Genomic DNA, 24874 nt, shown 5'->3' on the forward strand with positions numbered 1-24874 from the left:
ACAAGAATAAGCATCTTGCTACATCTATTTATATTTAAAGCCAACTATATAAAATAATTAATTAAGGTTTAACACAAATCGCGCTAAAGTACGTATACCAATCCGCTTGAGTTGCACCAGAAGCAATTCCACCGTCGTCTGGAGAAACAACAAGATATAACAAATGGCTATTCTGAATAGGCTCAATTTGATTGGTCCAATAAAAATCGGCTGTATAATTCGCTTCTGGATATCGATAGGTGGTAATAACGCCCCATTCATTGGTTAAGCCTCCTATCCATTTATCATTGATTTTATAGCTTAACTGCCGACGATAATAATTATAATTTCTACTAGGTATACCATCTCTAGAATATAGCAATAAATTATTAGCATTGGTAAGATCTGAAACATTTGTCAATCGATAGTTATAACCTAAATTATTACAAAAATTTACAGCGCTAGTTCTACTGAAATAATAATAATCATCTTTATCAGATCTAACAATATACCATCGTTGCAGCTTAAAACTATATAACAACTGATTTTTAGAGCTATCTGAATAAAGTTTAAAAACAGAAGGTTCAAAGCTTTTATCGCCTGAATATTCATTTGGTCCTTGTAATGTTACCCGCACAGTATTAGTATCTTCTGCACTTAATTTTAGTGTTACACCTACACCCGATTCTGCTTGAATAACCGTGCCATTTATATTAATAACCTCTTGAGCAGTTATACCCACAGTAGGTATTAACTTAAAGAAAAGTTTATCGGAACCTGTACTAGGGAAATTCTTTTCTGGTGAAGAAATGTCTTGAACTCTAAATCCTTTTGTTGAAGCCCAATCTGGTCCATCAACATCATATAAATCTTTGTTATTTGCGTACTCAAAATATAAAATAGGTTTAGCATAACATACATATGGCCTATCTATCTTAGTTTTAAAGTAATAAGTATGACTGCTTGCATTAAAATTTCTGATATTAGGATTACCATATTGGGTTGATAAACCGCCCTTAGTTGCACCTAAAGTTAACTTATATGGCATGTCACATCCTGTTAATAATCCATGAGGATTATCTTTGACTATTTGCGTAATATCCCGATTATCCGCTGTTTGCCATTTTACACTTAAAGTACCAGTTGCAGTCACATTAGCATCACCATCAACATCTTCCCAATAATTAAATGGGTCACCTATTAGGCTGTTTAGAGATATGTTTGGATAATTATCGTTACCATTAGTAGGTAAAGTTACTAATGTTTCAACATCATCAAATCTAGCATTAGTTGCTAACTCTATGGGCTCGGTTATACTCGAAGTATCATTATTTACACTTACTTCATCTCCGTTTGGTAATTTAATCCCTAATAAAGGTTCTACTGTTTCTACTTTAGTTATTCCACCATCGAATGTAAGGTAGGGAGCTTCCCCTTGAATTTTATTTATTGTAGTTGCAGATAAGGCCTGAGCGTTATTAAGAAATAACCCTATACTTAACACTAATAACAACTTATTGAATGTAAATATAATTTTAATTTTTTTAATTAATCTAGATAGTAAGGTTAACTGGTTTATGTGGTTATTATTGGTTGTAGGTAAACTATATATGGAATCTATTAATGAGTTTCGGTATTTTTTACTAAAAAATAGTTTGTAGTAACATAGTAATTGATACTTTATATAATTTGTATTCATTTTATTACTCCCGGATTCCATATTTTATTTTAATCAACTAAATTGTTTTTAGTTTTAATGATTAAAAATCACACTCCCGAACATTATTTATTCATTTGAATACAATTTAAAAAAAATAGAAACTATATTTTTGTAAAGATATGTAAATTTTAATGTTTATAATTAAAATTTAATATATATCAAAAAATTACTTTGCGCGAAATTCATACATTATTTATGTTAATCACTATAATTTTCAATTTTTCTAACATTAAGTATATACTGACGCTAAGTTTATAATTGAGTTACTAGTTTATATGCCTTTATCAACACTTACTGTTATACCGTTTTTTATATTAACTATTGTTATCGCCTCATTGTTAAAACAGAAAAAATGGCAATTATTGACCATAATCTTGATGACCATACTTATCACCATGGAGCTTACTTCCATTTATTTTAGTGGTGGTTTTATTGATTATCAGTTTTACGTTAATTTAAATGTTAACGATATTATTGAAGGTTTATTTATTTTTAAGCTGCAAGCAGTGTTAGTTATCGGGGTATTTTTTGCTTTAATATGGCTATTATCAAAATTAGCTAATCTATTAAAACATAAATGCCACTTACTATTGCGGTTGTCATTAGCAATTTTAGCAGTAGTTTCGCTTAGTTATCATAATGGTCCTTTTAGTCGTTTATATGAGATTTATCAGGTAACCAGTGCCCCGCGCGAGCCATTTGAGAAAGCATTACAAACGCTTAACATGCAGGATTATATCAATAAAAATCAGATAATTAGTCATAAAGGCAAAAATATCGTGGTGCTATCTTTAGAGTCTTTTGAACAAGGCTTTTTCGATTTTAACGATTTAACACCTAATCTAAAACAATTACGTGACAATTATACCTTCTTTGCCAACATGCCAATGAGTGCTGGTAGTAGTTGGACCACTGCATCGATGTATACATACATGACTGGCGTACCTTTTTTAATTGGTGGTTATGCAACTACACCTTTAATGCAAGCTAATGCTACTAAATTAGTGAATTTAGGGGATGTGCTAACCCAAGCGGGCTACCAAACCCGCTATGTGATGGCTGGCCCTGATTTTGCCGGGATTGGGCATACAGCTGAGCTGTTAGGAATGCAAGTTATTTCGGAAAAAAATTATGCAGGTCAATACCCTAAAGCCCCTTTTGGCCTATATGACAAAGATATTTTTGATATTGCCCAAAAACAAATCGCCACTATGAGCCAAAATGATAAACCTTTTGCGCTCTTTATCTCCACGGTGTCGACCCATGCACCTAATGGTTTTGATGATGAGCGTATGCGAGCTATCATTAGTCCCAAACAAGATAATATGTCATTTGTGGCAGCATCGCTTGATTATAATTTAGGGCAGTTCATGCAAAACCTTAAACAGCAAGGGTTATTAGCTAACACGGTGTTTTACATTTTCCCAGATCACTTAATGATGGGGTCTGGTACCGCAACAATTAAACAATTATCTGCTAAAGAGCGTAAACTATACTTACTCACTAATGCCGCCACTCAGGATTTACAAAAAACACCAGATCAAACCATCTATCAAATTGACTTACCTAGGTTGATTATTAATGGTGCCCAAATCGAAACTAATGCCAAATTTTTAACCGATTATCTAAGCGCACCAAATTTCGATAAAAAGCAGTTTATTGAACAGAATAAAGCCAATATCGCGACTTTAAATCATTCAGCAGAGGAATTTAAATAAGATTAAATATGACAGTTGATACTTTAATTTTAGTCACCACAATAAGTTGCTTCGGGATGATATCTCCTGGCCCAGACTTTTTTCTGATACTTAAAAATAGTTTAAGTTATCCCCGTAAACTAGCATTAATGACTTGTTTGGGCGTAATTATAGCAATCTCGATACACATGAGCTATTGTGTTGCAGGGGTTGCTGTGCTGATTACCACTACACCTTGGTTATACAATGCCCTGCGTTATGCTGGTGCAGCTTATTTAATATGGTTGGGGATCAAAGCGCTGTTAGCTAAAGCATCAGCTACAACTTATGTAACTAAATCAATGCTCCAACAGAACATTTCAACTAAGACGGCATTTATACAAGGTTTGTTGTGTAATTTACTTAATCCTAAAGCCACCTTATATTTTTTAGCTATTTTTACTCAAGTATTAGATGCCAGTTCATCATTAACCGATAAACTATTAGTGGCTTTAATTATCTGGTTCGAGGCTATACTCTGGTGGCCATTGGTGGTATTTATTTTTCAAACCCAAGCTGTACAACGACGCTATTTTAAAATCCAATTTATTATTGATAAATTATTGGGGATAATTTTAATTACTCTTGGCGTCAAAGTGGCTTTAGGAATTTAATCACCTAAACAAATTTATTAACATACTTAAACGTATAGCACTCCTGAAACATCTTTACAGGTTAACATCTAACACTTTCTTTTTTGAATATTTAACTGTTAATTGCTAAACTGTTCACTGTATAAAAGTATATAATTACTGGCAGTTTGTTTTATAGAAGATAATCAAATTAATAATTTTACACCAAATACCATAGGCTAATTTAAAATGGATAAATTATTACAATATGGTCGAGAGCTACTTGAATTAGAACTTTATGAAGCCCATAAACTACCACAGCGACTAGGTAAAGATTTTATTAAAGCTTGTCAGCTTATTTTAGCGACTAAAGGTAAAGTGGTGGTTTCAGGTATTGGCAAGTCCGGACACATTGGGAAAAAAATTGCCGCCTCCTTAGCTAGTACCGGTAGCCCGGCTTTTTTTATGCACCCATCCGAAGCATTACATGGCGATTTGGGCATGGTAACTGAAAATGATGTAGCAATTTTAATTTCCTATTCCGGGCGCGCCAAAGAATTTAATTTTATTTTACCAATATTGGCAGCTATGAATATTCCTGTTATTGCTATTACCGGCGGTTTAGACTCTCCCCTAGCAAAATCAGCGCAGGCAGTTTTGGACATTTCCATTGAAAAAGAAGCTTGCCCAATGGGACTAGCACCAACTTCAAGTTCAACTAATACATTGCTGATGGGGGATGCACTTGCCATTGCGGTAATGCGCGCCAGAGGTTTTAAAGAGGAAGATTTTGCCCGTTCACATCCGGCTGGTAGTTTAGGAGCGAAATTACTTAATCATGTTAAAGATGTGATGCGAACTGGTGACCTAATTCCTAAAGTTCCACAAAACGCAACGGTGCTTGAGGCTATGTTAGAACTTAGCCGTACAGGTGTAGGTTTAGTTGCAATATGTAATGATAATAATAAAATTGTTGGAGTTTTCACTGATGGTGATTTGCGCCGTTTATTATTAAAAAATGGTACTTTACAAGATTGTATTATGACTGTGATGACTAGCCCTGGCTACCGAGTCCCGGAAAATTGGAAGGCGGTTGAAGCTTTAAAATTATTTAATGACCACAATATTACAGCCGCTCCGGTTGTGAATTCTGAAGGGGAATTAGTAGGAGCATTAAATATTCATGATTTGCACCAAGCAGGAATTAGCTAAAACTATTAATAAATACCTATTGCAAAAAGGGGCTATCTATTGAGATAATTACCGACCTAAATTTTTGTCGTTAGACGGAGATCCAAAAAGTTACACAATTAATAACAACAATGATTATATAAGTCATGGTAAGTTAATATTGTGTTGTATATTTTAACCAAAATTTAATAGATGATGAAACTACAATGGCAGAAAAGCGAAATATCTTTCTAATTGGTCCTATGGGGGCGGGGAAAAGCACTATAGGTCGACAAATTGCACAACAGTTAGGCATGGAATTTTTTGATTCCGATCAGGAAATTGAAAAACGCACTGGTGCTGATATTGCCTGGATTTTTGATTTAGAAGGTGAAGATGGATTCCGTGCCAGAGAAGAGAAAGTCATTAACGAGTTGACGGAAAAACAAGGCGTAGTACTGGCTACTGGTGGTGGTTCCGTATTATCTAAGGAAACTCGTAATCGTTTATCAGCACGAGGGATTGTTGTCTATCTAGAAACCACAATTGAAAAACAAATGGCTCGAACCCAAAAAGATAAACGTCGACCATTATTGCAAGGTGGTAATACTCCTCGTGAACTTTATGAAGAACTCGCTGATGAGCGTGAACCACTTTATGAAGAAATTGCTGATATTACTATCAAGACAGATGAACAAAGTGCTAAAGGTGTAGCAAGTTATATTATTGAAAAAATCGAACAGATTTAAACTATTTATTTTATTTAAATAGATAATAATAAAAGCAATAATCCTGTGGACAGGTTAAGGAGTAAATATGCGTGTAGATAAAGATGACCGTTATGTAACCGAACAATCTAATAAGGACTCTACGCCCTCATTGCAATTGCCAAGTTTTCTAAAAGATTTTTCTAAGAAAAAATTAGTAATTATTGGCCTAGCAATTATTATTATTCTGTTATTGCTTAGTTTACTTTTATTTCGTTCTTCCAATAAAAAAGAACCTACTCCTACATTATTAACTCCGGCGCAAATTAGTAGCGTTGATTCTACAGAAACGACTAATAATTCTGCAGTTGATGGTTCCGGTGGGCAAAATAATATTGTCAATAATCAACCTGACAGTGCTAATTCAGTGCCAACTAATTCACCGGAAGCCAACACTAATCAACTTAATATTCCGGAAAATCCAGAAGTTTCTAATGGTAGTATTTCTGGAAGTTCACCTTCATATAATCCAAATATATCTTCTCCGGTAACTCAAAATTCAGTTACCAGAACACCAAACAATGAAGTTGCCAGTAATGCCACAACTCACGCAAATAATACTAATAGTACTCAACTTAATCCGCCAGTGATTAAAAGTACTTCTACCAAAAAAGATGTTAATCCTAAAGAAGAAAAAAACAGTTCTGGTAAAAATGCTAAAATAAAAAATGGCCAATATACTATTCAAATTACTGCATCTACATCAGTTGACAAATTAAAACAATTTGTTAAAAAACACAATGTTATCAATTATCAAATTCACGAAACGCAACGCAATAATGTAACATGGTATGTGTTAACTAAAGGGAATTATGCCTCAATGGATGAAGCCAAAAAAGCTATCAAATCTTTACCTAGTGTACTACAGAAAGATAAACCGTGGGTTAAATCGAGTGCAAGCCTTAATAAAGAAAAATTAATAAAATAAAGGATATGGTTCATTTATCCTACTACCAAAAACGAAACAGGAGCATCCGTTGAAAAAGCAACGAGCCTTTTTAAAATGGGCTGGAGGAAAATATGAGCTTGTGGATACAATTAAGCAGTATCTACCGGAGGGGGATCAATTAATAGAACCTTTTGTCGGTGCTGGTTCGGTATTTTTGAATACTAACTATAAAAGTTATATTCTCGCGGACATTAATAATGATTTAATTGAATTATTTAATTTATTGAAAACCAATCCTGATCAATTTATTAATGATCTTAAATTGCTGTTCAATTCACAAAATAATAATTCAGATGCATATTATCAACTACGTGATGTATTCAATGCTAGTCAAGATCAATATTTAAGATCACTGTTATTTGTGTATTTAAATCGACATTGTTATAACGGTTTATGCCGTTATAACAATAGCGGGCTATTTAATGTACCATTTGGGCGTTATAACACCATCTATTTCCCTGAAAAAGAGCTCTATTTTTTTGCTGAAAAAGCACAAACAGCCAAATTTATTTGTGCACCTTATCAAGATGTAATGAAAAAAGCCAAACGTAATTCCGTGATTTATTGTGACCCACCTTACCTTTCAGCCAATGAAGCAACTGGATTTACTGCCTATTACTCAAATAATTTTGGTTTTGAAGAGCATAAAAGATTATCACAATTAGCGGAAAAAATAGCTTATAAAAATGATATTCCGGTTTTAGTGTCTAATCATTATACTGATTACACTAAAACACTTTATAATAAAGCATACTATCTTCACCGCACCGAAATACGGCGATCAATTAGTTGTGCTGGTGAAGGCCGCAAAAAAATTGATGAAATTTTAGCATTATACAAAAAACCATAAACTACTTTGCGTATATGCTTAATTATTAGAGGTATATTATGAAAGATTTTATTATTGCTCCATCGATTTTATCAGCTGATTTTGCTCGTCTTGGTGAAGACACCCAGAAAGTACTCGATGCAGGAGCTGATGTAGTTCATTTCGATGTCATGGATAATCATTTTGTACCCAATTTAACCATGGGTTCAATGTTTTGCAAAGCTCTACGTGATTATGGCATAAGTGCTCCTATTGACGTGCATTTGATGGTATCACCAGTTGAGGAATTAATCATATCTTTTGCTAAGGTTGGAGCGACCAATATATCAATTCACCCCGAAGCAACCATTCATCTAGATCGCTCTTTACAATTAATTAAAGATCATGGGTGTACTGCGGGAGTGGTGCTTAACCCTGCCACACCTCTTGATTATTTAGATTATATTATTGATAAAGTTGACCTTATTTTATTAATGAGTGTTAACCCTGGTTTTGGTGGGCAATCATTTATTCCCTCAACCCTAAAAAAACTACAACAAGTTAAACAACGTATTTTAGATTCAGGCCGTGATATTCGCTTAGAAATCGATGGTGGTGTTAAAGTCGAAAATATTGCTGAAATTGCTAAGGCTGGAGCCGATATGTTTGTTGCTGGTTCGGCCATATTTGGACAACCAAATTACAAAACAGTGATAGATGCAATGCGTAGAGAGTTAGCAGGAGTTCAGTATGCGTAAATTAGATGATATACAGGCTCTAGCATTTGATCTCGATGGCACTTTAGTTGATAGTGTCCCTGGATTAGCTTTAGCCATACAACTTATGCTAGCAGACCTGAAATTGCCTACCGTGACCAATGAACAAGTCAAAAACTGGGTAGGTAATGGCCTTGATGTAATGTTAGAAAGGGTATTTACAGCAATTAAAGTTGAACAGTCACCGCAACTGTTAGTTGATGCTAAAAATCTATTTAATAAACATTATGATAAAGTTATTGACGCTGAAACTAAATTATTTCCAAATGTTAAAGAAACACTGAAAATACTTCATGAAAATCATTACCCATTAGCATTGGTTACCAATAAACCAGCGCAATTTTTACCGACATTGTTAACCTCATTAGGTATTAAGGACTATTTTTCATTAGTACTCGGCGGTGGTGATGTTATTAAGTTAAAACCTCACCCGGCGCCTCTTTATCAAGTGTTAGCTACTTTTGGTTTGTTTAATGATCAACTTCTGTTTGTGGGTGATTCTAAAAATGATATTAGTGCAGCCAAAAACGCTAACTGCCCTACTGTCGCTTTAAGTTATGGCTATAACTATGGAATATCCATCGCTACTAGTGAACCAGATTTTTTATTTGATGATTTTAAAGATATTTTAACGATACTACCTCAGCCTAAAGCTGATGCAAAAAAATAATTAGCATAAATTAGGAATAAATTATGAGTAAACCTATTGTCTTTAGTGGTGCCCAGCCATCAGGAGAACTTACACTTGGCAACTATTTAGGTGCATTAAAAAATTGGGTTGCCTTGCAAGGTGAATATGACTGCGTTTATTGCATTGTTAACCAACATGCTATTACCGTGCGCCAAGATCCAATTAAATTACGTAAAGCAACACTAGACACAATGGCACTTTACTTAGCCTGCGGTATCGATCCTAAGAAAAGTACTATTTTTGTACAATCGCAGGTTTCGGCACATGCTGAATTAGGTTGGGCATTAAATTGTTACACCTATTTTGGTGAACTTAGCCGCATGACCCAATTTAAAGACAAATCATCACGTTATGCCGAAAATATTAATGCAGGTCTCTTTGACTACCCGGTACTAATGGCTGCTGATATTCTTTTATATCAAGCCAATTTAGTTCCGGTTGGTGATGATCAAAAACAACATTTAGAATTATCACGCGATATCGCTATGCGTTTTAATGCACTTTATGGTGACATTTTTACCGTACCAGAGCCATTTATTCCTAAAGTTGGTGCTCGCGTCATGTCGTTACAAGAGCCAACTAAAAAAATGTCTAAATCAGATACTAACCGCAATAATGTTATTGGCTTACTGGAAAATCCTAAAGATGTAGAAAAGAAAATTAAACGTGCGGTAACCGATTCTGATGAGCCACCAGTAGTGCGTTATGATGTTAAAAATAAAGTTGGAGTATCCAATCTTTTAGATATTTTAACTGGGGTAACCGGTAAACCTATTGCCGAACTTGAACAACAGTTTGTTGGCAAAATGTATGGGCATCTTAAGGCAGAAGTTGCCGAACAAGTTATTAATATGATGACAGATTTGCAAGCTAAGTATCATGAATATCGTAATGATGAAAATTATTTATTGGCAATTATGAAAGAAGGCGCTGAAAAAGCCCGTGCTAAGGCCGAACCTACCTTGAAAAAGGTATATGAAGCGATTGGTTTTGTATAAATAAACTAATTATTAGTACCTGCTATTAAGTTAATATGCTGGGTATTATAGTCATTTGAAGATATGCTGGATCCGTTATGAAGATTATTATTCTTGGGGCTGGGCAAACAGGCAGTGCGCTGGCTGAATATCTGGTTACTGAAAAACAGAACGATGTCACTGTGGTTGATGAAGATCCTGATAAATTACAATCTTTGCAAGAACGCTTTGATTTACAAGTGATTATGGGTAAGTCGTCTTATCCACAAGTGTTAGAAAGTGCTGGTGCAGAATCAGCTGATATGCTAATTGCCGTCACTAATTCGGATGAAATCAATATGATGGCTTGCCAAATTGCGCACGTTTTATTTAACGTGCCACAAAAAGTAGCCCGTATTCGTGCACCAGAATATAATGACGAAAATTATCCTTTTTTCAATAAGGATTGTATACCAATCGATCATATTATTGCTCCGGAAAATCTTATTACTAAGCATATTAGCCAATTAATTCAATACCCCGGGGCACTACAGTTTGCTTCTTTTTATGATAATCGCGTGTGCCTAGTAGCGGTAACCGCATATTATGGTGGTGCATTAGTAGGTAGTGAATTGTCTGAGCTTAAAGAACATTTGCCACATGTTGAAGCTCGAGTAGTGGCAATTTATCGTAAAAATCGCTTTATTCGTCCTATTGGTTCAACACTTATAGAAGCTGGCGATATGGTTTACTTCATTACCCCGCTCCTGAATATTAAAGCAGTAACCAATGAGTTACAAAGGTTAGAAAAACCCTATAAGCGCATTATTATTAGTGGTGGTGGCGGTGTTGCTTTAGCATTAGCTAAACGTTTAGAAAATGATTATCAAGTTAAACTCATTGAACGTAGTGCTGAACGTGCAGAGTTAATTGCCGAACAATTAGTAAATACTACCGTATTGCATGGTGAATCATCCGACCAAGAGTTACTATCGCAAGAGCAAGTGGAATTGACTGATTTGTTTATTGCGGTTACCAGTGATGATGAATCAAATATCATGTCCTCCATGCTTGCCAAACGTATGGGGGCAAAAAAAGTTATCGTATTAATCCAACGCCAAGCTTACTTAGAACTAATCAATGAGAGTGTAATTGATATAGCTATTTCACCGCAACACGCGACCATATCTGAATTACTTAGCCATGTAAGGCAAACTGGTGTAGTCAAAGTGGTTTCACTTAGACAAGGCGAGTCTGAAATTATTGAAGTAGTAGTTCATAATGACAATGAAAGTTCTAAATTAGTCGGTAAAAATATTAATGGTTTAAAACTACCGTCTGGTGCTACTATCGGTGCCGTAGTCCGTGGCGAGGATGTGATCATTGTCAATACCGATCTCACAATTGAAGATAATGATCATCTAATTATCTTCCTACCGGATAGAAAAGCAATTACTGATATAGAAAGATTATTACAATAACTTGTTTAAAGTTAATATTCAGTTCATAATAAATTTGCAGTTTTGACTCGGGGTGTTTTTTGGTTACACAAAAAACTGAGATTTTACCCGTTGAACCTGATCTGGGTTATACCAGCGTAGGGAAGTCTAAGTCATATAGTTCATAGATTGGCATTCTTCCTTATATACCGATTAATCATTAAGGAAAATAATATGTCAATTACGAAAACATTACTAGCCGAACAAGCGCTTCCTTTTATCCAACAAGTCCAGCAACAGCAACCATTAGTGCATTGTATTACCAATGATGTAGTACAAAATTTTACCGCTAACATTTTATTGGCTATTGGTGCCACGCCAGCCATGGTTATTGCCGAAGAAGAAGTAAGCGCATTTGTTACCATTGCCAATAGCTTATTAATTAATCTTGGTACTGTCACCCGTGACTCAGCTAACAGTATGTTATTGGCCGCAGATCAAGCACATAAAAACCAAACACCTTGGGTATTAGATCCCGTTGCTGTAAGTACAGTACTTGGTTACCGAAGCGAGATTGTCACCCAATTATTAGCCTATAAACCCACCGTTATTCGTGGTAATGCTTCGGAAATATTAGCATTAAATGGTGAGGCATCTTCAGCAAAAGGACCTGACAGCCAAGACTCAACCAAATCAGCCTTAAATGCCGCTAACCAACTAGCACTAAAACATGGCACTATTGTTGCCATCACCGGAGATATTGACTATGTCACTGATGGCAATAACACTTATAGTATAATTGGCGGAGATATTGCTTTGACTAAAGTTACCGGCACTGGCTGTTCGTTATCAGCCATGGTTGCGGCTTTTATTGCCCATACAAATAATAATTTATTAGCCACTGCCGCGGCTTGCTATATGATGAAAACAGCCGGAGAACTCGCCACTAAGCAATATGGTTTAGGCAGCTATGCAGTGGCACTTATAGATCAGCTTTCTATTTTTACTATCACTCATTAATAAGGCAATAAGATGAATAAGCAATTAGATTTAAGCCTCTATTTAGTTCTCGACCCATTATTATGTGGTGGTATTAGTGGCATGGTAACTACAACTGAAATTGCGGTAGCCAATGGTGTAACCGCGGTACAATTGAGATCAGAATATCAATTTGCAGGTAAGGATTGGTATCATGCTGCTTTAGCATTAAAACAAGTTCTTAGTGATACCCCCGTGCCTCTATTTATCGATGATCATGTTGATGTTGCCTTAGCTGTGGATGCTGATGGTGTGCATATTGGTCAAAGTGATTTGCCAGTCGCTGTCACCCGTAAATTAATCGGCAGTAACAAGTGGTTGGGATTTTCAGTGGCTAATCGACAGCAGCTAGATGCTGTCGCTTGGCAACAGGTTGATTATATTGGTATTGGTCCAATCTACCCAACTTCGACCAAAAAAGATGCTGCACCAGCTATGGGAATGTCACAATTAGCTGAATTAGTGCGTCTAAAGCAGCGCCCTGCCGTTGCTATTGGCGGAATTAACGCCAATAACGCTACAGAGGTTTTACAAACTGGCATCGAAGGTATTGCTGTAGTTTCAGCAATTTGTGGCCAAGAGAATATTCAGCAGGCTACTTCATCACTTATTAAAAAAATTCAATCAGCGAAAAGGAAATAATTTTATGACCACAGTTGCATTAACTATTGCTGGTTCCGATCCAAGTGGCGGCGCGGGGATTCAAGCTGATTTGAAAACTTTTTCAGCATTAGGGGCTTATGGAATGTCAGTAATTACCGCATTAACGGCTCAAAGCACTCAAGGTGTGGCTGCAGTGCAAGCTATTGCCCCTGAATTTGTCGCCGCACAATTTAATACCTTATATCAAGATATTAAAATTGATAGCGTCAAAATGGGAATGTTGATGGATAAAGAAATCGTCACCACTGTATATCAACTACTAAAAAATAAACCAATTCCGATTATAGTTCTTGATACGGTAATGATAGCCAAAGGTGGGCATCCGTTATTAAAATCAGATGCTGTTAGTGCCATTCGCGATCTGTTATTACCATTAGCTACCGTCATTACCCCTAATTTACCAGAAGCGGCTGCTTTGTTAGATTGTGACGAAGCGCAAACCGAAGAAGAAATGCAACAGCAAGGATATGAGTTACTTAGTTTGGGCTGTAAAGCAGTGTTAATGAAAGGCGGTCACTTAACTAGTCAAGAGAGTCCTGATTATTTAATTACACGAGATAATACCATAAGAATGACCTCTACCAGAGTGCAGACTAAAAATACCCATGGAACTGGTTGCACACTATCTGCCGCCATCACAGCCTTATTACCTAGACATAATTTAGAAATGGCTATACACCAAGCCAAAGATTATTTGCAAGGAGCCATTAGTCATGCCGATAATTTAGCTATAGGTAAAGGAATTGGTCCTACTCACCATTTTTATCGTTGGTGGTAATTTAGTAATAAATGAAATTATGTTAATTTTGTAAAGATGTTTCCAAAGAAGCATACGTTTAAGTATAAAAAACTGACCTTAATAGCTGAATTTAACTAATGTACAATAAGAATTAAACACAGCTAAAGTATTTTAGTACCCCTTGTCAATGGTAAGATGTTTTAAATGCTAGCATCTCACCATTACTCGACAATCTTCCAAATTAAACTAAAAATAGTTAGTAAGCGATGCCAACAAATTGATAACCAGCTTCATCAACTGCTGCGATCGCTGCTTCTTGCGAGATAGTACCATTTTCAATGGTAACTTCACGTTTTGCTAAATCAACCGTTACTTTAGCTTTAGGATCTATATCATTAATCGCTTTAGTAATGGCCTTAACACAATGTTGACAACTCATATTATCGACTATTAATTTCATACTAACCTCTCTATTTACGGTTAAATTCAAACATTACAGTAATAAGTATATGCTTCTTTACTTACCAATACAAAATGAACTGAAAATTCGGCCTAATAAATCATCCGAGGTAAATGCTCCGGTTATTTCATTCAATGCTTCTTGAGCTAGTCTTAACTCTTCAGCCAGTAATTCACCAGCATGAAATGTGGTTAGTTGGTATTTACCACTGTTTAAGTGCTCAGCGGCTTTTGCTAGTGCCTTTAAATGCCGGCGTCGCGCTAAAAATCCACCTTCAGTACTACTAGTAAAACCCATTGCTTGTTTTAGGTGTTCTCGCAATAATTCTATGCCTTCTCCGGTACGAGCCGATAGCCGAATCAGTGAGTAACCATTTACTTCACTATAACCAAGTGGGTCTCCGGTTAAATCAGCCTTATTACGAATAACTGTAACTGGCATTTGCTGCGGTAAGCGTTCAATAAATTCAGGCCACAGCTTTTCCGGATTAGTTTCCGTGGTGGTGGTGCTATCCACCATCAATAATACCCGATCAGCTTGTTCAAGCTCGTGCCATGCCCGTTCAATACCAATACGTTCAACTTCATCACTGGCTTCACGCAACCCAGCGGTATCAATAATATGTAGTGGCATACCATCAATATGAATATGTTCACGTAATACATCACGTGTAGTACCGGCTATATCAGTAACAATCGCCGCCTCACGCCCGGCAAGTGCATTAAGTAAACTAGATTTCCCAGCATTAGGGCGACCAGCGATTACTACTTTCATACCTTCACGCAATAGAGAACCTTGTTTAGCTTCTTGGCGCACCTCATCTAAACGCATAATGACTTCATTAAGCTGGGATTCTATTTTGCCATCTGATAAAAAATCGATCTCTTCTTCCGGAAAATCAATCGCCGCCTCAGTAAAAATCCTCAGGTGTATCAATGATTCAACTAGCTCATTAACTTTTTTAGAAAATACGCCTTGTAATGATGATATTGCTGATTTTGCCGCTTGTTCTGAACTGGCATCGATCAAGTCTGCAATCGCCTCTGCTTGTGCTAAATCTAGTTTATCATTTAAAAATGCACGCTCAGAAAACTCTCCCGGTCTGGCGATGCGAATATTCGGAATCTCTAATACACGCTTTAGTAATAAATCTAATATAACTGGCCCACCATGCCCTTGTAATTCAAGTACATCTTCACCAGTGAACGAATGTGGATTAGGGAAAAATAATGCAATACCTTCATCCAATATCGAACCATCGGCAGCTAAAAAAGGGAGATACTCAGCATAACGAGGTTTAGGTAATCTCCCTAATACTGCATGAGCAACTGCTTGAGCCTTTGGTCCTGAAATTCGCAAAATACCAACACCACCACGCCCGGGTGGTGTTGCTTGGGCAACAATAGTATCTGAATTCATGTTCATCTATGTATAAATTTAATCTCGATGATTTATCATATCATGTACGTCAAGCAAAAACAGCCGCTAACAACTACTCGGCACAGATATTATAACTTCTAGGCTAGTACCAGTTATTGAGGCATCAATCACCTTGCTTGCTTGTATATCTAAACGACTTAATTCAATGATTTTGATTTTCGGGGGATTCATTAACTAAACTATAGTTTGTTGGATGATCAAACAACCAAGAATTTACTAATGCCAATGGTTCACGAATTAAAGCATAATATTTATCTAAATTAGTAAAACTCAAACTAGCTGGTAATCCGGAAACATCTTTAATACCAGATCGTTTGGCTAACATTATAGAACGTAACATATGAAAATCACTGGTTACCACAACCGTTTTACCTAATGGTAACACATTATTTGCATATACGAATTGTTGTGCCGTTCGCGTTGATTTATCTTCAATATAAATTCTCGAAGTTGCAATACCTTTGTGAGCTAAATAATCAGCCATAACACTAGCTTCGGTTGCTGATTCATCTTTACCCTGACCACCACAAACAACTACTTTGGTCTGCGGATTGGTTTGTAGATAAGCTACCGCCACATCTAAACGATCTTTTAATGTTGGATGAGGAATGGCAGGAGATCCAATTACCAACGACCCTAAAACAACCACAGTATCAGCATTTGCAGCTGGTTTTTGTTGAGCATAATAATAAATAACAATATTACAAATAACAAAATATAATAAAACTAGCACCAAACCATATTTAATTAATCGCTCAAATTGCATCAAACTAATAACCTTTTTTAAAACAGTTTACAAAGTGGTCGTTAACCAGCCCCATTGATTGCATAAATGCGTAACAAATTGTAGAACCTACGAAAGAAAATCCCCTCTTTTTTAACGCCTTAGACATGTTATCCGAAATTTCGGTACTGACAGGTACTTCGCTCAAATCACGATAGTGATTAATAATGGGTTCACCATCAACAAATGACCAAATAAAATCAGAAAAATCCTCACCATTACTTTGCATAGTTAAATAAGCCTTTGCATTTTTTACAATACTATTAAGCTTTAAACGATTACGAATTAATCCCGGATTTTGCAGTAATAATTCAATATCCTCAGTTGTAAGTTGAATTATTTTTTCAGGATTAAAATTAAAAAAACAGCGACGATATTCATCACGTTTTTTGAGTACTGTGATCCACGATAGTCCTGCTTGTTGACCTTCTAAACAAATTTTTTCAAATAATTTTAAACTATTATGTTGAGGGATACCCCATTCATTATCATGATAAGCAATATATAAAGGGTCATTGTTTACCCAACTACAACGTGTTGATTTTTCAGTATTCATTAGCAGTATTATTTCAATATTTAATTATCTATTATGATTTAAAATGATAAAAATTGTTTAAAAAGAATATAAATAACGTTGAATTATAAATCAAATAGTTGGTTTTAACATATACATTAAATTTTTTTATGATGAAAAAAAAGACTATATTTTGTGGCAAACTATTACTTACTTATCACGATTTAGTCAAAAAGGATTTAATTTCTTTATTTTCTTTATCATATTAATATAAAGGTTATATTACATGAACCAAGTAGAGATTTGCTCACAATGGCAGCCTGTTGCTCGACCATTAAATGGAAAGGATTTAAAAACATTATTTTTATCCTCTTTAGGTGGTACCTTAGAATTTTATGATTTTGTTATCTATGCTCTATATATTGATACCATCGTTAAACCACTATTTTTACCGCACACATTATCACCATTAACGCTGGATCTATTTGCTTGGGGTATTTTTGCTGCCGGTTATTTAGTTCGTCCAATTGGTGGCATCATTATGGCACACTTTGGCGATAAAGTCGGACGTAAGCGAATGTTCACGTTAAGCGTGGCAATGATGGCTCTACCAACGTTTATTATTGGTATTTTACCTACTTACGTGTCAATTGGTATTTTTGCGCCATTTTTGTTACTGATTATGCGAATGTTACAAGGTGCGGCCATCGGTGGTGAAATGCCAGGCGCTTGGGTATTTATTGCTGAACATGTGCCTCAGCAACGCTATGGTTTAGGCGTTGGTACTTTAACATCAGGAATTACGGGTGGCATCTTACTTGGTTTCATCATGACAATTTTTATTGACCTAAGTTTTACCACTGAAACTATATTGGATTATGCTTGGCGTATTCCATTTATCGCCGGTGGGGTGTTTGGGGTTATTTCTGTTTATTTACGTCGCTTTTTATCAGAAACACCAATATTCAAAGAACTTGCTGCGCGTAAAGCCTTAGAAAAAAGCATTCCGGTAGTGACCGTAATTAAAAAACATAAAACTGCGTGTGTGATTGTCGCTTTATTAACTTGGTCTTTATCTACAGCGATTATGGTTGGGATCTTAATTACTCCCGGCCGCATTGTTGGTGGTATGTATCATTTTGCTAATCTTGATTGGCGCATCGGTGGCTGCATTGCTGCTTTAACATTGACGTCAGGTTGTGTTATTTTTGGTTGGTTAGAAGATAAACTTGGTACAACTATCAATGTAGTTATAGCTTGGGGTGGGCTAGCAATTACGAGTATTTATTTTTATAGTTCATTAAGTCCGGATATATCATTAACTAAATTGTATTGGATATGGGCTTTATTTGGTTTATTTATTGGGGCCATTGTGATTACACCAATAATCGGTACCCGAGCATTCCCACCATCGATTCGTTATTCTGGGTTATCATTCTCTTATAACTTAGCTTATGCCTTATTCAGTGCCATCACGCCTACATTAACGCTTTATCTATTAAGTCCGCAACATTTATTAGGTGAATATAGTTATCTTGGCGCGGGAATTTACATTGCATTTGTTTCATTAATTGCCATAGCAGTTGGTTTTTACCCATTAGCTAAACAAGGCTGGCGTAGTGAGTCCAGTAATTAGAAGTTAATTGTTATTAATAAATAAAAAGCCGGGTAAAATACCGGCTTTTTTGTTTTGCATAGTAATCGTGGATGGTTTAACGCATAGTAACAAATTCTTCAGCTGCTGTTGGATGAATAGCCACCGTATTATCAAAGTCTTTTTTAGTCGCGCCCATTTTAAGTGCTACTGCAAAACCTTGTAGCATCTCATCCATACCATAACCAATACCATGAATCCCAACAATTTTTTCTTCTTTACCAACACAAACTAATTTCATTCGGCATGGTTGATTATGCTGCGTTACCGCCGTATACATAGCCGTAAATGTGGAAGTATAAATTTTAACGTTGTCTTGACCAAATTGCTTTATAGCTTGCGGTTCTGTTAATCCAACCGTACCTATAGCTGGATGCGTAAAAACGACCGTTGGAATATTGTTATAATCTAAATGTTCATCTGGTTTATTATTAAACAGTCTTTCAGACAACCTACGTCCTGCTGCAACCGCTACTGGTGTTAATGCGGTGGCTTCAGTATCATCACCTACTGAATAAATACCTGGAACATTAGTGTTTTGATATTTATCGACAATCACAAACCCTTTGTCATTAACTGCTATGCCTGCAGCTTCTAAATTCATAGTTTTAGTAGCCGGTTCCCGTCCTATTGCCCAAATAACACAATCAACAGTATAACTTTCACCATTTTCTAAGGTTAATGTTAATGAATCATCTTTATTTTTGGTGACTGATTTGGGAATAGCAAAAGTATGTAATTGTTGACCGTCCGTAGCAATAACTTCCATTAATGTTTCAACAATTAATGGGTCAAAAGACCTTAACGGTGATTGTTTACGTACAAATTGATGGGTTTGTGCTCCTAAAGAATGTAAGACGCTTGCTATTTCACAAGCAATATAACCGGCACCAACCACAGCAACACGTTTTGGTAATGCTGTTAAAGCAAAAAAACCATCCGAAGTTATACCATATTCTGCTCCAGGTATATTTGGTATGGTTGGTTTACCACCGACTGCAATCAAGATATGATCTGCAGTATATTGTTCACCATTAACCTCAACGGTATGTTGATCTATAAATTTGGCATAACCATGAATAACATCTACTTTATTTTTATTTAGCACCCAATCATAAGATTCATGTACATCATCAATATAAGCAGTTCGGCTAGCAATCAGTTTGTCCCAACTAAACTGATTTATAGTGGTATCAAAACCATAGTCAGGTCCATAATTTTTTATCGCTTCAGCAATTTGCGCTCCATACCACATAATTTTTTTAGGTACACAGCCAACATTAACACAGGTGCCACCTAATAATTTCGCTTCAATAATGGCACATTTTTTTCCATATGATGCCGCTCGGTTCGCAGAAGCTATGCCTCCACTACCACCACCAATAGCAATATAATCATAATGTTTAGTCATAAAATTTCCTCGGTACTCTTTTGTCATAATTTTGGTAGTTAGCTTGGCACAAAGCAGACAATAAAAAAAGTCATAAATAGGAAATTTAATAATAGATATTAACGATTGATCGGATTAACAATAAAAAATAGATAAGCTAAGAATGCTTGATGAAATTAAAGGCTATTTATAATATATAAATAGCCAACATATTTTATTGGTTTTTAATTGCATTAATTATGTTAGTGGTTGAACAGCCATCTTCAAAGTTAAGAACTCTAACTTCACCACCTGCTTGGATGACTTCTTTACCACCAGCGATATCCTCAATTTTGTAATCTCCACCTTTGACTAATACATCCGGTAAGATACTCGCAATTAATCGTTGAGGCGTTTCTTCGGTAAATGGAACCACCCAATCTACTGAATCTAGTGCACCTAGCACAATCATACGCTGCATTAATGGATTAATCGGTCTTGATTCCCCTTTAAGCTTTTTCACCGATGCATCACTATTAACTGCAACAATAAGGCGATCACCTAGTTTTCTGGCATTAGCGAGATAAGAAACATGTCCAGCATGTAAAATATCGAAACAACCATTGGTCATGACAATTTTTTCACCACGCATGCGTGCTTTACCTACTTCTGCTCTTAATTCTTCTTCGGTCATCACGCCAAAACTGTCATCTGTTCGGGCACGGATGGCATTGCCAAGTTCTACTTGAGAAACTGTCGAAGTTCCTAACTTACCAACAACAACACCAGCAGCAGCATTAGCCAGAAAACAACTATCTTCTAAAGACTGCCCCGCAGCTAAAGCTGTCGCTAAGGTAGCAATAACGGTATCGCCTGCTCCGGTAACATCAAATACCTCTTTAGCTTGTGTCGGCAAATGGTAAATTGGTTTATTTAGCTGCAATAAAGTCATGCCTTTTTCACTACGCGTAACCAATAATGCTTTAAGGTCGTAATGTTTAATTAGCTCATAACCTTTTTCAGCGATCTCTTTTTCGGTTTTACAAGACCCAACCACGGCTTCGAATTCCGACATATTAGGTGTTAATATGGTTGCACCACGATAACGTTCAAAATCAGTACCTTTAGGGTCGATCAAAATTGGCACATTGACTTGATTGGCTAATTGAATTATCGACTGCACAGCAGATAAAGCCCCTTTGGCATAATCAGATAACACTAAAACTTTGTGATTATTTAAGGCTGTTTGGATGCGCTCAAGCATAGGTGATGGATCAATATTGCCAAATCCTTCCTCAAAATCAATGCGTATTAATTGTTGATTACGTGATAATACCCGTAATTTAGTAATAGTTGGATGAGTAGTAACAGCAACAAAATCACATTGTACATGATGTGCATTTAGCTGTTCATTGAGTATTTTAGCGGGTTCATCAATACCCGTTAGACCAATCAGGCGCACATTACCACTGAGTGCAGTTATATTCATGGCAACGTTGGCAGCACCACCTGGTCGCTCTTCCAGCGCATCTATTTTAACTATTGGCACTGGGGCTTCTGGTGAGATCCGATTAGTACCACCATACCAATAACGATCTAACATTATGTCGCCAACAACTAAAACATTGGCCTGACTAAAATCTGGTAACGAAACTTTCATTATCAATAATTATCCTTATTTATAATTAGCTTTATCCTTTTCTATTTATCGCTGATCTTCAGCTTGATGATCTGATTCGGATTCAGATCGTTCTTGACGACGAGGTTGATAAAACCTTGCGAAAAAGGTGCCAATTTCAAACAATAAACAAATAGGTACAGCTAACAATATTTGTGAAAATACATCGGGTGGAGTAACAAACATAGCTACGGCAAATACGCCAACAATTATATAAGGACGTTTCTTGCGTAAGTTTTTAGGCGTAGTGACTCCAGTCCAACAGAGTAAAATAATAGCCACCGGTACTTCAAAAGCAAAGCCAAAGACCACAAATAATGTCATTACAAAATCTAAATATTTAGTGATGTCGGTATTGATCGCTACATCAATCGGTGCCGTATGAATAAAGAAATAAAAAGCCAAAGGAAATACCACAAAATAAGCAAACGCAATTCCAATATAAAACAGGATAGTACTGGAAATAATTAGTGGCATAACTAAACGTTTTTCATGCTGATATAGTGCCGGTGCAATAAATCCCCATATTTGGTAAAGCACATAAGGAATCGAAATAAAAATGGCTACAACGGCGGTCAGTTTAATCGGTGTAAAAAAAGGCGCGGCAATATCTGTAGCAATCATACTACTCCCTTTAGGGAGTTGGCGAATGAGAGGATTAGCAACAATGTGATAGATATCATTAGAAAAATAGAGCAAACAAGCCAGCACCAGCAAAATACAAATAATGCAACGTAACAGCCGCGTTCGGAGTTCAACAAGATGTCCAACTAAAGGTTGTGTAGCGTCTTCTGTCATGATTTATCTTTATTTGCATTAATATTAGTATCTATTAGGGTTACTGCATCGATTTCTTTTTGTAATGATTCGGTGACCCGTTTTAAATCATCTATAGATTCTTGGAGTTCTGGTGTCAGAGTTTTTAAACCACTTTGCTCAGCTTTTTTGAGACTATCTTGTAACTCTTGTAATTTAAGTTCTTTATTTAATTCTAACTGTACGGTTGCCGACATACGGCGCAGCACTTTTATCCAACTAGCTACTGTTTTAATGGCTACAGGTAAACGCTCGGGGCCCAATACAACTAGCCCAATAACTAATACTAAGAGTAATTGCCCAAAGCTAATATCGAACATGGATTACTCTTTTTTGCTGTCGTTATCACTTGCTGACACATGATTTTCAACTTTATTAGCAGCATCTGGTGCTTTTTTATCTTCGTCATCATTCATGGCTTTTTTAAATCCTTTAATGGAAGCGCCAAGATCTGATCCCAATGATCGTAATTTTTTAGTCCCAAATAACAATACAACCACGGCAATTAATATTAACAGCTGGGGTAAACTTGGCATCATGGTAACTATCTCCAACGGTTTAGGAAATTAAATTATACACTCAAATTGCTCGATCCTAAATAGACTTTAATGAGTAACCAGTGTGACTATACAAATCAAACTAACTATACAAATAATACCGATTAAATGCTTCTGCCTTTGACGACTATGTTGCAGTTCTTCATTTATTTGTTTTATTTGATTTGCCATTCGTTTAGCGATTCTTTCGCAATCATTTAATTTAGCCGGTAATTCTGGTAACATGGTCCGCCATTGAGGTAATGCTCCCCATATTTGTTGCACTAATTTTTTGGCGCTATATTTGTCTTCATACCATTTTTCTAAAAATGGTTTAGCTGTTTGCCATAAATCTAGTTCCGGATAAAGTTGCCGTCCTATACCTTCAATATAAAATAAGGTTTTTTCAAGTAAGGTTAATTGTGGCTGAATATCCATATCAAATTGACGAGCTACTTGAAATAATTCAAATAAAATCTGAGAAAAAGAAATTTCAACCAATGGTTTAGCAAAAGCTGGTTCACACACATTGCGCATTGCCATTTCTAGTGCTGTTACATCGGTGGTTTCAGGTACCCAACCAGATAAAACATAAGTTTCAGCTATTTTGCGATAATCTCGATTAAAAAATGCCAAGAAATTTTCTGCTAAATAACGTTGATCATCATCACTTAAAATCCCAACAATTGCACAATCAATGCCGATATAACGTGGATTTTGGGGTTCACTAATATCGACAAAAATATTACCCGGGTGCATATCAGCATGAAAAAAGTTGTCGCGAAACACTTGTGTGAAAAATGCTTGCACACCCCGTTCTGCAAGCAGTTTCATATTGACATTATGTTGTTTAAGTTGCTCAATATCAGCAATCGGTACCCCTTTAATGTGTTCTTCAACTAACACATTTTTTCGACATAAATCTTGGTAAACATAAGGTATATACAAAATATCGCTATTTATAAAATTAGCGCGTAATTTGGCAGTATTATAAGCTTCTTGTTGCAAATCTAATTCTTTTAATAGTGTCTTTTGATAGTCATGAACAATTTCTACTGCCCTTAATTTTTCCCCCGATTTAATGCGTTTAGTGCATTGTTTAGCTACCCAAAACATAAGATCTATGTCAGATTGTATAATCGGTAAAATATTGGGACGTATAACTTTGATAACAATTTCGGCTTGACTGCGTCTTAATACAGCGGTGTGAACTTGAGCAATAGATGCTGATGCTAAAGGGATTTCATCAAAATTGGAAAAATAATAGTCAATAGGTTGACCGAGTGCTGACTCAATAATTTGTTTAGCTGTTTGACCATCAAACGGTTTTACTTGATCTTGTAATTTAGCTAAAGCATTAGCAATATGTTGTGGTAAGACATCGCGTCGAGTTGAGATCATCTGCCCGAACTTTATCCATACTGGTCCAAGATCCTGTAGCGCTTGGCGTAGTCTTTCACCAATTTCAAGTTGTTTGCCTTTAGGTCTAACCCAAAATAGACAAATCAACAAAAATCGTAGCCATCTGGAAGCTCGATGAGTTGGCAACAATTCTTGCAATCGATAAGCTCTAATTATCGTTAATATGGTATATAGTCGAAAAAATGTCATTATTTATTA

24 protein-coding genes, 1 pseudogene and 1 riboswitch are annotated in these 24874 nt (G+C 36.0%); of the genes and pseudogenes, 14 read left to right on the plus strand and 11 right to left on the minus strand.

From position 1 onward, the window contains the following. Positions 1 to 61: 61 nt before the first annotated feature. Positions 62 to 1678, minus strand: coding sequence for a hypothetical protein (locus tag A9G12_RS08750; RefSeq protein ID WP_065565446.1), 1617 nt, complete (start codon positions 1676 to 1678; stop codon positions 62 to 64). A gap of 296 nt (positions 1679 to 1974) precedes the next feature. On the opposite strand from A9G12_RS08750, the gene A9G12_RS08755 reads away from it, so the two are divergent. From A9G12_RS08755 to thiD, 13 genes are all read left to right on the plus strand, one after another. After that, positions 1975 to 3417 (plus strand): LTA synthase family protein, encoded by a 1443-nt coding sequence (locus tag A9G12_RS08755; RefSeq protein ID WP_065565447.1) that lies wholly within the window; start codon positions 1975 to 1977, stop codon positions 3415 to 3417. 8 nt (positions 3418 to 3425) lie between these two features. Beyond that, positions 3426 to 4049, plus strand: a complete 624-nt coding sequence (locus A9G12_RS08760; RefSeq protein WP_065565448.1) for a LysE family transporter — start codon at positions 3426 to 3428, stop codon at positions 4047 to 4049. 207 nt (positions 4050 to 4256) lie between these two features. After that, positions 4257 to 5219 carry an arabinose-5-phosphate isomerase GutQ gene (gene gutQ, locus A9G12_RS08765; RefSeq protein WP_065565449.1) on the plus strand — a complete coding sequence of 321 codons (963 nt, stop codon included), beginning with the start codon at positions 4257 to 4259 and terminating at the stop codon, positions 5217 to 5219. A 185-nt stretch (positions 5220 to 5404) separates the two neighbouring features. Further along, positions 5405 to 5926: a shikimate kinase AroK gene (aroK, locus tag A9G12_RS08770; protein ID WP_065565450.1), complete on the plus strand. Its 522-nt coding sequence runs from the start codon at positions 5405 to 5407 to the stop codon at positions 5924 to 5926. A 67-nt stretch (positions 5927 to 5993) separates the two neighbouring features. Further along, positions 5994 to 6872 carry an SPOR domain-containing protein gene (locus A9G12_RS08775; RefSeq protein WP_065565451.1) on the plus strand — a complete coding sequence of 293 codons (879 nt, stop codon included), beginning with the start codon at positions 5994 to 5996 and terminating at the stop codon, positions 6870 to 6872. Positions 6873 to 6921: 49 nt separating this feature from the next. Beyond that, complete coding sequence (locus tag A9G12_RS08780) at positions 6922 to 7743, plus strand: Dam family site-specific DNA-(adenine-N6)-methyltransferase (protein WP_065565452.1); 822 nt, start codon at positions 6922 to 6924, stop codon at positions 7741 to 7743. A 38-nt stretch (positions 7744 to 7781) separates the two neighbouring features. Beyond that, positions 7782 to 8459 carry a ribulose-phosphate 3-epimerase gene (gene rpe / locus A9G12_RS08785; protein ID WP_065565453.1) on the plus strand — a complete coding sequence of 226 codons (678 nt, stop codon included), beginning with the start codon at positions 7782 to 7784 and terminating at the stop codon, positions 8457 to 8459. Then, positions 8452 to 9147, plus strand: coding sequence for a phosphoglycolate phosphatase (locus tag A9G12_RS08790; protein WP_065565454.1), 696 nt, complete (start codon positions 8452 to 8454; stop codon positions 9145 to 9147). The genes rpe and A9G12_RS08790 overlap by 8 nt, the downstream gene beginning before the upstream one ends. 23 nt (positions 9148 to 9170) lie before the next feature. Next, positions 9171 to 10166, plus strand: a complete 996-nt coding sequence (trpS, locus tag A9G12_RS08795) for a tryptophan--tRNA ligase (RefSeq protein WP_065565455.1) — start codon at positions 9171 to 9173, stop codon at positions 10164 to 10166. A gap of 77 nt (positions 10167 to 10243) precedes the next feature. Beyond that, a complete protein-coding gene (gene trkA / locus A9G12_RS08800) occupies positions 10244 to 11605 on the plus strand; it encodes a Trk system potassium transporter TrkA (protein ID WP_065565456.1) in 1362 nt (453 codons plus the stop codon). 38 nt (positions 11606 to 11643) lie between these two features. Further along, a riboswitch (TPP riboswitch) is annotated at positions 11644 to 11745 on the plus strand. Positions 11746 to 11797: 52 nt separating this feature from the next. After that, positions 11798 to 12583, plus strand: coding sequence for a hydroxyethylthiazole kinase (gene thiM, locus A9G12_RS08805; RefSeq protein WP_065565457.1), 786 nt, complete (start codon positions 11798 to 11800; stop codon positions 12581 to 12583). Positions 12584 to 12595: 12 nt separating this feature from the next. Further along, positions 12596 to 13243: a thiamine phosphate synthase gene (thiE, locus tag A9G12_RS08810; protein WP_065565458.1), complete on the plus strand. Its 648-nt coding sequence runs from the start codon at positions 12596 to 12598 to the stop codon at positions 13241 to 13243. A gap of 4 nt (positions 13244 to 13247) precedes the next feature. After that, a complete protein-coding gene (thiD, locus tag A9G12_RS08815; protein ID WP_065565459.1) occupies positions 13248 to 14042 on the plus strand; it encodes a bifunctional hydroxymethylpyrimidine kinase/phosphomethylpyrimidine kinase in 795 nt (264 codons plus the stop codon). Positions 14043 to 14259: 217 nt separating this feature from the next. Here thiD and A9G12_RS08820 read toward each other — a convergent pair whose 3' ends face one another. The 4 genes from A9G12_RS08820 to A9G12_RS08835 all read right to left on the minus strand — a co-directional run bounded on the left by A9G12_RS08820 (position 14260) and on the right by A9G12_RS08835 (position 17243). After that, positions 14260 to 14463, minus strand: coding sequence for a heavy-metal-associated domain-containing protein (locus tag A9G12_RS08820; RefSeq protein WP_065565460.1), 204 nt, complete (start codon positions 14461 to 14463; stop codon positions 14260 to 14262). Positions 14464 to 14520: 57 nt separating this feature from the next. Then, a complete protein-coding gene (gene mnmE / locus A9G12_RS08825; protein ID WP_065565461.1) occupies positions 14521 to 15882 on the minus strand; it encodes a tRNA uridine-5-carboxymethylaminomethyl(34) synthesis GTPase MnmE in 1362 nt (453 codons plus the stop codon). Positions 15883 to 16045: 163 nt separating this feature from the next. Beyond that, positions 16046 to 16669, minus strand: coding sequence for a YdcF family protein (locus A9G12_RS08830; RefSeq protein WP_065565462.1), 624 nt, complete (start codon positions 16667 to 16669; stop codon positions 16046 to 16048). 4 nt (positions 16670 to 16673) lie between these two features. Continuing rightward, positions 16674 to 17243, minus strand: a complete 570-nt coding sequence (locus tag A9G12_RS08835; protein ID WP_065565463.1) for a DNA-3-methyladenine glycosylase I — start codon at positions 17241 to 17243, stop codon at positions 16674 to 16676. A 244-nt stretch (positions 17244 to 17487) separates the two neighbouring features. Between A9G12_RS08835 and A9G12_RS08840 the strand changes: the two genes are divergently transcribed. Further along, complete coding sequence (locus A9G12_RS08840) at positions 17488 to 18837, plus strand: MFS transporter (protein ID WP_065565464.1); 1350 nt, start codon at positions 17488 to 17490, stop codon at positions 18835 to 18837. Between the two features lie 76 nt (positions 18838 to 18913). Here the strand turns inward: A9G12_RS08840 and gorA are convergent, their stop codons facing one another. The 6 genes and pseudogenes from gorA to ubiB all read right to left on the minus strand — a co-directional run bounded on the left by gorA (position 18914) and on the right by ubiB (position 24865). Continuing rightward, positions 18914 to 20266, minus strand: coding sequence for a glutathione-disulfide reductase (gorA, locus tag A9G12_RS08845; protein ID WP_065565465.1), 1353 nt, complete (start codon positions 20264 to 20266; stop codon positions 18914 to 18916). A gap of 193 nt (positions 20267 to 20459) precedes the next feature. Further along, the gene (gene hldE / locus A9G12_RS08850) at positions 20460 to 21884 is read right to left on the minus strand and encodes a bifunctional D-glycero-beta-D-manno-heptose-7-phosphate kinase/D-glycero-beta-D-manno-heptose 1-phosphate adenylyltransferase HldE (protein WP_065565466.1); all 1425 of its coding nucleotides are present in this window, start codon (positions 21882 to 21884) and stop codon (positions 20460 to 20462) included. A gap of 45 nt (positions 21885 to 21929) precedes the next feature. After that, positions 21930 to 22700 carry a twin-arginine translocase subunit TatC gene (tatC, locus tag A9G12_RS08855; RefSeq protein WP_065565467.1) on the minus strand — a complete coding sequence of 257 codons (771 nt, stop codon included), beginning with the start codon at positions 22698 to 22700 and terminating at the stop codon, positions 21930 to 21932. 56 nt (positions 22701 to 22756) lie between these two features. Then, a pseudogene (tatB, locus tag A9G12_RS08860) lies at positions 22757 to 23038 on the minus strand (Sec-independent protein translocase protein TatB); the annotation flags it as partial. Between the two features lie 3 nt (positions 23039 to 23041). Beyond that, positions 23042 to 23257: a twin-arginine translocase TatA/TatE family subunit gene (gene tatA, locus A9G12_RS08865; RefSeq protein WP_442903476.1), complete on the minus strand. Its 216-nt coding sequence runs from the start codon at positions 23255 to 23257 to the stop codon at positions 23042 to 23044. Between the two features lie 66 nt (positions 23258 to 23323). Further along, entirely contained in the window at positions 23324 to 24865 is a 1542-nt protein-coding gene (gene ubiB, locus A9G12_RS08870; protein WP_081299714.1) for a ubiquinone biosynthesis regulatory protein kinase UbiB, read from the minus strand. Positions 24866 to 24874: the final 9 nt, after the last annotated feature.

Origin of the sequence: Gilliamella sp. wkB112, from assembly GCF_001690685.1 — a bacterium.
GTDB classification, from domain to species: domain Bacteria; phylum Pseudomonadota; class Gammaproteobacteria; order Enterobacterales; family Orbaceae; genus Gilliamella; species Gilliamella apicola_J.